Below are 11,179 nucleotides of genomic sequence, written 5' to 3'. Positions count from 1 at the left end.
CGGCCCGCCCGCCGGTGAGGCAACTCGCCCCGCGCATCGTGGCGGTAGCCCGGGCTGCTCGCCGGTGAGGTAGCCGGTTTTCTCCTGCCGGTAAGATGGCTCGGCCCTCCCGTCGGGACGGCAGCCCGGCCCACGCGCCGGCACGGTAGCCCGGTCCTCCTGCCGGTACGGTGTCCCGGCCCGCCCGCCGGTGAGGCAATTCGCCCCGCGCATCGTGGCGGTAGCCCGGGCTGCTCGCCGGTGAGGTAGCCGGTTTTCTCCTGCCGGTAAGGTGGCTCGGCCCTCCCATCGGCACGGCAGCCCCGTCCTCCCGCCGGCACGGTAGCCCGGCCCTCCCGTCGGCACGGCAGCCCGGCCCACCCGTCGGGACGGCAGCCCGGTCCTCCCGCCGGGACGGCAGGGTCCTCCCTCCGGCACAGCAGTCCGGCCTCCCGCCGGTACAGCAGTCCGGCCTCCCGCCAGGACGGCAGCCCGGCCCACCCGCCGGTACCGCAGTCCGATCGGCCGGCCGGGACGGTACCCGGCTCTTCCCGCCGGGACAGTGACCCCAGTCGTCCGCTCGCGGGTATCCGCGTGACTCCTGGCCCGGTCCGCAGTTGGTCAGTGCATGAAGAAGCGCAGCATGCTCGCCATCGCCAGCCTGGCCACCGGATTCGTCGTGGCCGCCGTCACCCCCTCCCACGCGGCGGACAAGGGCTCCCTCAACGGCTTCAACGGCCTCGACGGCCTCAACTCGGTCAACGTCCCGGACACGCTCGGCTCGGCCGGCCACCCGGTCACCCTGGAGAGCCTCTCCATCGACGACCAGCCCCATGGGCAGCAGTAGGGCCGACGGTCCACGGTGCGAGTGCCGGTGCCCCTGCCGAAGGGGGCACCGGCACTCCCGTTCCGGCGCCCTCACCGGGGCGGGGTTTCCGTGGCAGGGTGGAGCGGGCAAGCCTCAGGGGGCCAACACAAGAGGGGGAGTCCGTGACCGTCGTCTGGATCAACGGCGCGTTCGGTGCGGGGAAGACCACCACCGCACGGGAACTGATCGAGCTGATCCCGAACAGCACGCTCTTCGACCCCGAGGTCATCGGCTCGGGGCTCACGCACCTTCTGCCCGCCAAGCGCCTCGCCGAGGTCGGTGACTTCCAGGATCTGCCGATCTGGCGCCGGCTCGTGGTCGACACGGCGGCCGCCATGGTCGCCGAGCTGGGCGGGACCCTCGTGGTGCCGATGACCCTGCTCCGCCAGGAGTACCGCGACGAGATCTTCGGCGGCCTCGCCGCCCGCAGGATCTCCGTGCACCATCTGCTGCTCGCCCCGGCTGAAACGATCCTGCGCCAGCGAATAGCCGGGCGGGAGGTCCCGCCCGACCTGCCCGAGGGCGAGATGCGCATACGGCAGTGGTCGTACGACCACATCGAGCCGTACCGCGCCGCCCTCGCCTCCTGGCTCACCGCCGACGCCCACCTCGTGGACACCAGCGCTCTCACCCCGTACGCCACCGCCGTCCGCATCGCCGACGCCGTCGCCGGCGGAGCCGTACCGCCCTGTGACATCGTGCAGACCCCCGAGCCGACCGCCGAGACCCTCGCCGCCGGGGTGCTGCTCTTCGACGAGCGCGACCGGGTACTGCTCGTGGACCCCACCTACAAGCCCGGCTGGGAGTTCCCCGGCGGCGTGGTGGAGCGCGGCGAGGCACCGGCCCGCGCGGGGATGCGCGAGGTCGCCGAGGAGACCGGGATACGGCTGCGGGAGGTGCCCCGGCTGCTCGTGGTGGACTGGGAACGGCCGGTGCCGCCCGGCTTCGGCGGGCTGCGGCTGCTGTTCGACGGCGGACGGCTGGAGTCCGGTGAGGCGTCCCGGGTGGTGCTGCCGGGCCCGGAGCTGCGCGGCTGGCGCTTCGCCGGCGAGCAGGAGGCCGCCGCGATGCTGCCGCCGGTCCGCTACGAGCGGCTGCGCTGGGCACTGCGGGCCCGCGAGCGGGGGACCACGCTCTACCTGGAGGCCGGGGTGCCGGTCGGCTGAGCAGGTCGCCGCGACGGCCGGGCCCGCCGCGGGACCACGCGACGAGACACGCGTCGTGCGATGGCCAGCCGCTCTCTCTCGCGCCGGCGCCCGGCCCCGTCGCCTTGCGGCCGGCGCCGGGCGGCAGCGGGTGTGCCCGGTGATCAGGCGGTGGCCGCCACCTCACGCAGGGCCGCCGCGGCGCCCGTCAGCACCGCGTCCCCGTGCCCGAAGCACGCCACCTCCGCCTCCAGCCCGGCCAACCGGCCAAGGGACGTGAGGAGTTGGCGCCGGTCGAGGTTGAACACCCCCGGCATCACCGATCCGTCGACCGGCGAGGCCGCCACCGTGTCCCCGGTGAACAGCACGCCGTCCCCGGGCAGGAACAGCGCGATGCTGCCGTCGGTGTGCCCCGGTACGTGGATGACCCGGGTGCCCCCGCCGAAGTCCAGCACATCGCCGTCGGACACGCCGGTGACCGCGGCGGGCGGCACCGGCGTGCCGTCGGGAAGGTGCTCGGCCACCGCCGCGTGGATCGGCAGCTCCCAGCCCTCGAACCGCGCGGCGGGGCCAGGGAGTTCACCACGGACGAACGGCGCGTCCAGATGGTGCGCCAGTACCTCGGCGCCGCTCAGTGCGGCGAACTCGCCCGCCCCGCCCGCGTGGTCCTCGTGGAAGTGGGTCAGCACGATCCGCCGTACGTCGCCGGGTGCGTGCCCCAGTTCCTCGACCGCCCCGGCGATCGCACGGCCGGCGCCGATCGTGCCCGCGTCGACCAGCGTCAACTCCTCGTCGTCGCGCCAGAGATAGGCCTGGCCGACGGGGAAACGCAGCAGGTGCAGCCGGGGGAGCAGTTCGATGACGTCCATGCGCCGACGGTAGGCGGCGCCCCCGCCCCTGGGCGAGGGCGCTCTGCCGGAGGCAGAAGGGCTCAGCCCGCCGCGTAGTTGCGCAGGAAGAGCGCCTCGGCGACCGACAGCCGCTCCAGCTCCTGCGGGTGCACGCTCTCGTTGACCGCGTGGATCTGCGCCTCCGGCTCGCTGAGGCCGATGAGCAGGATCTCCGCCTGCGGGTACAGGCCGGCCAGGGTGTTGCACAGCGGGATGGAGCCGCCTTCGCCAGCGTACTGCATGGTCTCACCCGGGTAGGCGACCGCCATCGCGTCGGCCATCGCCTGGTAGGCGGGGCTGGTGGCGTCGGCGCGGAAGGCCTGGCCCTGGCCGACCTGCTCCGTGGTGACCCGGGCGCCCCAGGGGGTGTGTGCCTGGATGTGCGCCTGGAGCAGCTTGGTCGCCTCCGTGGCGTCCACGCCCGGCGGCACCCGAAGGCTGATCAGCGCGCGGGCGCTGGAGTGCACGGACGGGGTGGCGCCGACGACCGGCGGGCAGTCGATGCCGAGCACGGTGACGGCCGGGCGGGACCAGAGGCGGTCGGCGACCGAGCCGTTGCCGATCAGCCCGACCCCCTCGAGCACCTTGGCGTCCGCGCGGAACTGCTCCTCGGTGTACTCCAGGCCGTCCCACGTACCCGTGGCGTCGAGACCGTCGACCGTCGTGGAGCCGTCCTCGGTACGCAGCGAGTCCAGCACGCGGATCATCGCGGCGAGCGCGTCCGGGGCGGCGCCGCCGAACTGGCCGGAGTGCAGGTTGCCCGCGAGGGTGTCGATCCGCACGCGGACCAGGGTCATGCCGCGCAGCGTGGTGGTCACCGTCGGCAGGCCGACGCGGAAGTTGCCCGCGTCGCCGATCACGATGGTGTCGGCCTCCAGCAGCTCCGGGTGCTCCTCGGCGTACCGCTCCAGGCCGCCCGTGCCCTGCTCCTCGGAGCCCTCGGCGATCACCTTGATGTTCACCGGGACGCCGCCGTTCGCCTTCAGGGCGCGCAGCGCGAGCAGGTGCATGATCACGCCGCCCTTGCAGTCGGCGGCCCCGCGGCCGTACCAGCGGCCGTCGCGCTCGGTCAGCTCGAACGGCGGGCTGGTCCAGCCGGCCTCGTCCAGCGGCGGCTGCACGTCGTAGTGCGCGTAGAGAAGAACCGTTTTAGCACCCTCCGGGCCCGGCAGGTAGCCGTAGACCGACTGCGTGCCGTCCGGGGTGTCGAGCAGGGCCACGTCGACGAATCCCTCGGCGCGCAGGGCGTCGGCGACCCAGTTCGCGGCGGCCTCGCTCTCGCTCTTCGGGAACTGCGTGAAGTCCGCCACCGACTTGAAGGCGACCAGTTCGGCCAGCTCCGCCTTGGCCCGGGGCATGAGCGAGGCGACGGTCTCGGCGACCGGATTCGACGACATGGGCACGCTCCTCGTGGGTGCGACGTTGAACAGCTTGAACAGGGTATGTGCCCCCGATACTCCCACAGTGGCCTGCGACGACGGCCGCCGTAGGATGCGGGGGACACTACGGCAGCGGCTTGATCGGAGCGGTAGACCAACGTGAGCGGCGAGAACTCTTCGGCGGACGGCGTGGAGCGGGTGTGGGACGTCGTCGTGGTGGGCGCGGGACCCGCGGGGGCCTCGGCCGCCTACGCGGCGGCGGTCGCGGGACGCCGCGTGCTCTTGCTGGAGAAAGCCGCACTGCCGCGCTACAAGACCTGCGGCGGCGGCATCATCGGCCCCTCGCGCGACGCGCTGCCGCCCGGCTTCGAGCTGCCCCTGCGCGACCGGGTGCACGCGGTCACCTTCTCGAACAACGGCCGCTTCACCCGCACCCGCCGCTCCAAGCAGATGCTGTTCGGGCTGATCAACCGGCCCGAGTTCGACCAGCAGCTGGTCGAGCACGCCCAGAAGGCGGGGGCCGAGCTGCGTACGGGCGTCACGGTGCAGCGGGTCGAGCAGCACGGCTCGGCGGTCCCCGACCGGCGCACGGTCGCCGTGGTCCTGCAGGGCGGCGAGACGGTGCTGGCCCGCGCGGTCGTCGGCGCCGACGGCAGCGCCAGCCGCATAGGAGCGCACGTCGGGGTGAAGCTGGACCAGGTGGACCTCGGCCTGGAGGCGGAGATCCCGGTCCCGGAGTCCGTCGCCCAGGACTGGAAGGGACGGGTGCTCATCGACTGGGGCCCGATGCCGGGCAGTTACGGCTGGGTGTTCCCCAAGGGGGACACCCTGACGGTCGGTGTGATCTCCGCGCGCGGTGAAGGCGCCGCCACCAAGCGGTACTTGGAGGACTTCATCGCCCGCCTCGGCCTGTCCGGCTTCGAGCCGGCCATCTCCTCCGGGCATCTCACCCGCTGCCGCGCCGACGACTCGCCGCTGTCCCGGGGCCGGGTGCTGGTCTGCGGTGACGCGGCAGGGCTGCTGGAGCCGTGGACCCGCGAGGGCATCTCCTTCGCGCTGCGCTCCGGCCGGCTCGCGGGGGAGTGGGCGGTGCGCATCGCCGAGGCGCACGACGCGGTGGACACCCGCCGCCAGGCCCTGAACTACGCGTTCGCGATCAAGGCCGGGCTCGGCGTCGAGATGAGCGTCGGCAAACGCCTGCTGACCGTGTTCGAGAGGCGCCCCGGCCTCTTCCACGCGGCTCTCACCGGCTTCCGCCCCGCGTGGCGGGCCTTCCGAGACATCACCCAGGGCTCGACCTCCCTCGGCGAGATCGTCCGCATCCACCCCCTCGCCCAGCGCGCCCTGACCGCGCTGGACCGGGGGCAGGCGGAGCCGGTCGAGGAGCCGGCCGGGTCCTGACCGGCCTGGACCAGGGTCTGCCCGGACCGCGCCGGTGGGGGACGGCGCCGGTCCGGAGCCGGGGGCCGCAGCCCGGCGGAGGATCCGGTCAGTTCATGACCGTGATGTGGAAGACGGGGTGGTCGGGGGCGATGCGGCGCAGGTCCTCGTCCGGGGAGTCGGGGCCGACGCCGTCGAAGAAGATCCCGACCTCCGCCTTCCAGCGCTTGAGGTAGGCCCTCAGCAGCGGCACCTTGTCGTCGTCGGCGATCTCGGTGGCGGTGAAGACGTCCACGTTCTTGCCGAGCCGCAGCTCGCCGCCGCCGGCCGCCCGCATGTTGTGGGTCCACTGGACATGCCCCCGGGGGGCGAGCAGGTATTGCTGTCCGTCCACCGTCAGCAGGTTCACCGGAGTGGTGCGCCATTGTCCGCTCTTGCGTCCGCGCACCGCGAGGACCCGGGAACCCCAGACACTGACGCCGCGCCGGGTGAGCCAGCTGACTGCCCGGTTGAAGACGTTGACGGTGAACCAGCCCGGCTTCTTGACGTGTGTCGACATGGTGACCCCCACGGTTTGGGAGAGCGGTGCTCTCGCTCGACTTCAGTGTGGGGGAGACAGGCGCTCCAGGGCAAGAGCAGTGCTCTCTTTTGTGTGCGCCGCTCTCCGTTCATGGCACACTGCTCGCATGAGCACCGCACGGGGCGCCCGGGCACGGGCCAGGATGGAAGTCACGGCAGCCATCAAGGAAGAGGCGCGCAGACAACTGGTGAAGGAGGGCGCGGCCAAGCTCTCGCTGCGGGCCGTGGCGCGCGAGCTCGGCATGGTCTCCTCGGCGCTGTACCGCTACTTCCCGAGCCGTGACGAGCTGCTCACCGCCCTGATCATCGATGCCTACGACTCCCTCGGCGAGGCGGCCGAGGCGGCCCACGCGGCGGCCGCGGGCGCGGATCACGTGCGGCGCTGGACGGCCGTGTGCGAGGCGGTGCGGGCCTGGGCCCTCGCCCATCCCCACGAGTACGCCCTCATCTACGGATCGCCGGTACCCGGCTACTCCGCCCCCGAAGCCACCGTCCCGGCCGCCTCGCGCGTCGGCCTGCTCCTCATCGGCATCGTCCGTGACGCCTTCCAGGGTCCCGGCCTCGCCGATCTCCCCCTTCCCGCCGAGCTGCGTCCCGAGGCCGAGCGCATGGTGGCGGACTTCGCGCCCGACCTGCCCCCGGAGGCGGCCCTGGCGCTGGTCGCGGCCTGGTCCCAGCTGTTCGGGCTGGTCGGCTTCGAGCTGTTCGGGCAGTTCCACCGGGTGGTGGAGGACCGGGAGACCTTCTTCCGGCATGCGGCGGCCCGGCTCGCCCGGGGCGTGGGGCTGGTCGGCCCGTGACGCCCGGAGGCCGGGCCCGGCTCCCGTCCGCACCTAGGCACCAGGAATCAGGACGACCTTCCCGGTCACCGTGCCGGACTCCGCCAACCGCATCGCCTCCGCGACCTCGGTGAGCGGCATCCGGGCGGCGATCCGTGCGGTGACCTCGCCGCGTTCCAGGGCGTGGAACACCTGGGTGAGGTCGGCGCGCAGCCGGCTTCGGAAGCGGTCCTTGTTCAGGGCGCGACCCGCCCAGACGTTGAAGAAACAGGCGCGGCGGCCGTTGGGCAGCGTGTTCCACCACCACACCCGGCCGAGGATCTTCAATACGGGCCACTGCTTGGAGCCCGAGTCGTCCCGGGTGGTGGCGCTGCCGTAGGCGACGAGGGTCCCGCCGGGGGCGAGCAGCCGCCAGGAGTCGGTGACGCTGCGCCCGCCGAGGTGGTCGAAGACGGCGTCGACCCCGTCGGGGGCGAGTTCCCGGACCCGGGCCGGGACGTTCTCGGTGCGGTAGTCGACGGGGGTGACACCCAGTTCGCGCAGGGCCTCGTGGTGGCGCGCGGACGCCGTACCGATCACCTTCAGGCCGGCCGCACGTGCGAGCTGGACCAGGACTGTGCCGACACCGCCGTTGGCGCCGTGCACCAGGACCGTTCCGCCGCTGCGCACCCGGGCCTTGCGATGCAGCATCTGCCACGCGGTGATCCCGTTGACCACCAGCGTCTCCGCCTCCGCCGCACCGATCCCGGCGGGCACCTCCACGGCGTCGGCCGCGTCGAGCACCACATGGCTCGCCCAGCCGCCGACCTTGACCAGCGCCGCCACCCGCTTGCCGACGAGGCCCGGTGTGACGCCGGTGCCGGTCGTGAGAACCGTGCCGACCAGGTCGTACCCGGGCACGAACGGGAACGGCGGCTGGTCGTAGTAACGGCCCCGGCGCATCTGCTGCTCGGCGAAGGAGACCCCGGTGGCCTCCACTCGCACCACGATCTGCCCGGCCCCGGGCAGCGGAACGTCCCGGTGCCGGAGCAGCAACTCCTCCGGCTCGACCGTGCCCGGCAGGACGACCTCGACGAGCTTCTTGCTTTCCATGACGACCTCCGGGTCGGAGAGGGGTGGCTGATGCACCACACCTACGTAGAGCGCTTCGCTTGCGTTAGAAGCTATAACTAAAATGACTTCTCCTAGCTCTGATGTCAATGCTTCGCTGTCGAATCCGTTACGGCCTGTCTCGACAGTGATAGGTTGAAACCACGTCGGCGAGGAGGGTGAAGGCGATGGCGGCAGGCGCGGCGAGTCCCCGGGAGCGGTACCGGAGCCAGGTGCGGGCGGAGATCAAGTCGAAGGCCTGGGATCAGATCGCCACCTCGGGCGCGTCGGGGCTGTCCCTCAACGCCATCGCCAAGGAGCTGGGCATGAGCGGCCCCGCCCTCTACCGGTACTTCGGCGGCCGGGACGACCTGATCACCGAGCTGGTCCGGGATGCCTACCGCAGCCTCGCGGACACGTTCAGCGCCGCGGCTGAGGCAGGCTCGGGGCTGTCCGGACTGGCCCGGGCGATGCGCCGCTGGGCGCTGGAGGATCCCCAGCGCTATTTCCTCGTCTACGGAACACCGGTCCCCGGCTACCGGGCGCCGGACGACACCACCGCGACCGCCCGGGAGATCATGGCTGTCCTGCTGGACGTCTGCGCGGCCGAAGAGCCCCGGGCCGCGTCGCCCGACGCGCTCGAGAGCCACCTCGCGGACCATCACGGCTGGGCGGGCGACCACCCCGCCCCGCCGCCCGTGCTGCGCCGGGCCCTTGCGTTCTGGACCCGCCTGCACGGGGTCCTCTCCCTGGAACTCGCCGGTCACTTCACGGGCATGGGCTTCGACCCGGAGACGCTCTTCACCGCCGAGGTGAATGCCCTGGCGGACGGAGAGTGAGCGGACAGGCTGCCGTACTTCTCCGGGAGTACGCGTGATCACCTCGTCCGGCTGACGTCCGTGCCGGCCGGCGGCGTCTACCGTGGCCTGCATGGAAGAGCAGCGCGCCCCGGGCCGGTGGCGGCGGCACGGTCCGCCGTGGTGGAGCGCACCCGACGAGACGGAGCCGCACCGGGCCCACCGGCCCTGGCGCACCACCGTGCTGCTCACCGCGTTCGTCCTGATCGGCACCCACTTCGCGGCCCACAGCCAGCCCCACCGCGTGCCCCTGGACGGCTACGCGCGCGTGCTGCTGCTCGTCGCATCGGTCCTGCTGCTGTGGCGGCACCGGCACCCGGTGGCCGTGGCCTACGGCACCGCGGCGGCGACCCTCGTCTACCTCGCCGCGGGCTACCCCTACGGACCGGTCTTCCTGACCGTCGCCGTCGGCTGCTTCAGCGCGGTCGTCGCCGGGCACCGGCGGGCGGCGTGGGGGGCCGTCGGCCTGCTGTGGGCGGGGCACGTCCTGGTCGCCCTCTGGCTCTACCGCTGGCTCCCGCCCTCGGGCGACAAGGGCGCGAACGTCTATCAGGAGATCGGCGTCGGCGCCTGGGTGCTGGCCGTCATAGCCCTGGCCGAACTGGTCCGGGTGCGGCGCGAGCAGTGGGCGCGGGAGCGCGCCGACCGGGCCCAGGCGGCACGACGCCGCGCGGACGAGGAACGGCTGCGGATCGCCCGCGAGTTGCACGACGTCCTCGCGCACAGCATCTCCGTCATCAACGTCCAGGCCGGCATGGGGCTCGCGCTGCTCGACAGCGACCCCGAGCAGGCGCGGGCCGCGCTCACCACCATCAAGGCCGCCAGCAAGGAGGCGCTCGGCGAAGTGCGCCAGGTGCTCGACACCCTGCGCGCCCCCGGCGCCGCGCCGCGCGCCCCCGCTCCCGGCCTGGGCCGGCTGCCGGAGCTGGTGGAACAGGCCGCCGCGGCCGGGCTGACCGTGGAGGTCGAGGGCGAGCCGCCGCAGCTGCCGCCCGGTGCCGACCTCGCCGCCTTCCGTATCGTCCAGGAGGCCCTGACCAACGTCGTACGGCACTCCGGATCGCGGCACGCGCGCGTGCGGTTCGCCCACGACGGCGACGCGCTGCGGCTGCGCATAGACGACGACGGCCCGGCCACCGGCGCCGACGCCGGGGGCGGCGGGAAGGGGCTGGCCGGCATGCGGGAACGGGCGGCCGCGCTGGGTGGCACCATCGAGGCGGGCCCGCGCCCCGACGGCGGCTTCCGGGTGCTCGCCGTACTGCCGTCGCACCCCAGGGAGGACCAGTGATCCGGGTACTGCTCGCCGACGACCAGTCGCTCGTGCGGGCCGGTTTCAGGGCGTTGCTCGACGCCCAGCCGGACATCGAGGTGGCCGGGGAGGCGTCCGACGGTGAGGAGGCGCTGCGCCAGGTGCGCGAACTGCGCCCGGACGTCGTCCTGATGGACATCCGCATGCCCCTGCTGGACGGTCTCGCCGCGACCCGGCGCATCACCGGTGACGCGGAGCTGAAGGACGTGAAGGTGGTCATGCTCACCACCTTCGAGCTGGACGAGTACGTCTTCGAGGCGATCCGCTCCGGCGCCTCCGGTTTCCTGGTCAAGGACACCGAACCGGACGAACTCCTCCGCGCGGTACGGGCGGTGGTGCAGGGCGACGCGCTGCTGTCGCCGGGCGTCACCCGCAGGCTGATCGCGGAGTTCGCGGCCCGCTCCAAGGAACCCGCGGCGGCGGACGCCCTCGGCCGGCTCACCGAGCGGGAGCGGGAGGTGATGGCGCTGGTCGGCATCGGCCTGTCCAACGAGGAGATCGCCCGTCGGCTGGTGGTCAGCCCGCTCACCGCCAAGACCCATGTGAGCCGGACGATGGTGAAGCTGGGCGCCCGGGACCGCGCCCAACTCGTCGTGCTGGCCTATGAGTCGGGGTTGGTACGGCCCGGCTGGCTGGGCTGAGCCGTCTGCCGGAAGCGCACCAGCACACTCACCACGCGGGCCACGAACACGACCGGTGCGACCGCCATGCCGAGCCGCAGCAGGACCTTGGACGGCAGCGGCGGCAGGTCGAAGAGCAGCGCCGGACCGGCCACGGCCCCGAACAGCACCGCCGCCGCGAAGGCGGCGCTCACCAGCGCGTAGCCGATCTCCACCGTCGCCGCGTCCTGTTGGGCCTTGCGGCGTCCCCCGTATGCGTACATTCCCCCAGCTTCACAGAAGGGCGCCCGGCGGGGCAATCGGCC

12 protein-coding genes are annotated in these 11,179 nt (G+C 73.0%); 7 read left to right on the top strand and 5 right to left on the bottom strand.

Annotated features, from left to right (window positions below; all coding sequences use genetic code 11):
- Window positions 1–607 precede the first annotated feature (607 nt).
- Window positions 608–826: a hypothetical protein gene (locus tag ACWDEN_RS26100; RefSeq protein WP_351621823.1), complete on the top strand. Its 219-nt coding sequence runs from the start codon at window positions 608–610 to the stop codon at window positions 824–826.
- Window positions 827–969: 143 nt separating this feature from the next.
- A complete protein-coding gene (locus ACWDEN_RS26095; protein WP_351621820.1) occupies window positions 970–2,013 on the top strand; it encodes an NUDIX hydrolase in 1,044 nt (347 codons plus the stop codon).
- A 143-nt stretch (window positions 2,014–2,156) separates the two neighbouring features.
- On the opposite strand, the gene ACWDEN_RS26090 is transcribed toward ACWDEN_RS26095, so the two are convergent.
- Complete coding sequence (locus ACWDEN_RS26090) at window positions 2,157–2,861, bottom strand: MBL fold metallo-hydrolase (protein ID WP_351621817.1); 705 nt, start codon at window positions 2,859–2,861, stop codon at window positions 2,157–2,159.
- Window positions 2,862–2,923: 62 nt separating this feature from the next.
- Entirely contained in the window at window positions 2,924–4,279 is a 1,356-nt protein-coding gene (locus tag ACWDEN_RS26085) for a dipeptidase (RefSeq protein ID WP_351621815.1), read from the bottom strand.
- A 141-nt stretch (window positions 4,280–4,420) separates the two neighbouring features.
- Between ACWDEN_RS26085 and ACWDEN_RS26080 the strand changes: the two genes are divergently transcribed.
- Window positions 4,421–5,662: a geranylgeranyl reductase family protein gene (locus tag ACWDEN_RS26080; RefSeq protein ID WP_351621813.1), complete on the top strand. Its 1,242-nt coding sequence runs from the start codon at window positions 4,421–4,423 to the stop codon at window positions 5,660–5,662.
- 88 nt (window positions 5,663–5,750) lie between these two features.
- Here the strand turns inward: ACWDEN_RS26080 and ACWDEN_RS26075 are convergent, their stop codons facing one another.
- Window positions 5,751–6,200 carry a nitroreductase family deazaflavin-dependent oxidoreductase gene (locus ACWDEN_RS26075; RefSeq protein ID WP_351621811.1) on the bottom strand — a complete coding sequence of 150 codons (450 nt, stop codon included), beginning with the start codon at window positions 6,198–6,200 and terminating at the stop codon, window positions 5,751–5,753.
- Between the two features lie 127 nt (window positions 6,201–6,327).
- Between ACWDEN_RS26075 and ACWDEN_RS26070 the strand changes: the two genes are divergently transcribed.
- A complete protein-coding gene (locus tag ACWDEN_RS26070; protein WP_351621808.1) occupies window positions 6,328–7,020 on the top strand; it encodes a TetR/AcrR family transcriptional regulator in 693 nt (230 codons plus the stop codon).
- A gap of 33 nt (window positions 7,021–7,053) precedes the next feature.
- On the opposite strand, the gene ACWDEN_RS26065 is transcribed toward ACWDEN_RS26070, so the two are convergent.
- A complete protein-coding gene (locus ACWDEN_RS26065) occupies window positions 7,054–8,091 on the bottom strand; it encodes a medium chain dehydrogenase/reductase family protein (protein WP_351621806.1) in 1,038 nt (345 codons plus the stop codon).
- Between the two features lie 185 nt (window positions 8,092–8,276).
- Between ACWDEN_RS26065 and ACWDEN_RS26060 the strand changes: the two genes are divergently transcribed.
- From ACWDEN_RS26060 to ACWDEN_RS26050, 3 genes are all read left to right on the top strand, one after another.
- Window positions 8,277–8,927 (top strand): TetR/AcrR family transcriptional regulator, encoded by a 651-nt coding sequence (locus tag ACWDEN_RS26060; protein WP_351621804.1) that lies wholly within the window; start codon window positions 8,277–8,279, stop codon window positions 8,925–8,927.
- A gap of 91 nt (window positions 8,928–9,018) precedes the next feature.
- Entirely contained in the window at window positions 9,019–10,233 is a 1,215-nt protein-coding gene (locus ACWDEN_RS26055; RefSeq protein WP_351621801.1) for a sensor histidine kinase, read from the top strand.
- A complete protein-coding gene (locus ACWDEN_RS26050) occupies window positions 10,230–10,895 on the top strand; it encodes a response regulator transcription factor (protein WP_351621799.1) in 666 nt (221 codons plus the stop codon). The genes ACWDEN_RS26055 and ACWDEN_RS26050 overlap by 4 nt, the downstream gene beginning before the upstream one ends.
- Here ACWDEN_RS26050 and ACWDEN_RS26045 read toward each other — a convergent pair.
- A complete protein-coding gene (locus ACWDEN_RS26045; RefSeq protein ID WP_351621796.1) occupies window positions 10,856–11,137 on the bottom strand; it encodes a DUF6332 family protein in 282 nt (93 codons plus the stop codon). The genes ACWDEN_RS26050 and ACWDEN_RS26045 overlap by 40 nt on opposite strands.
- Window positions 11,138–11,179: the final 42 nt, after the last annotated feature.

It is taken from the genome of Streptomyces sp. NPDC001153, from assembly GCF_053598315.1.
This window is presented reverse-complemented; position numbering and strand designations above follow the sequence as displayed.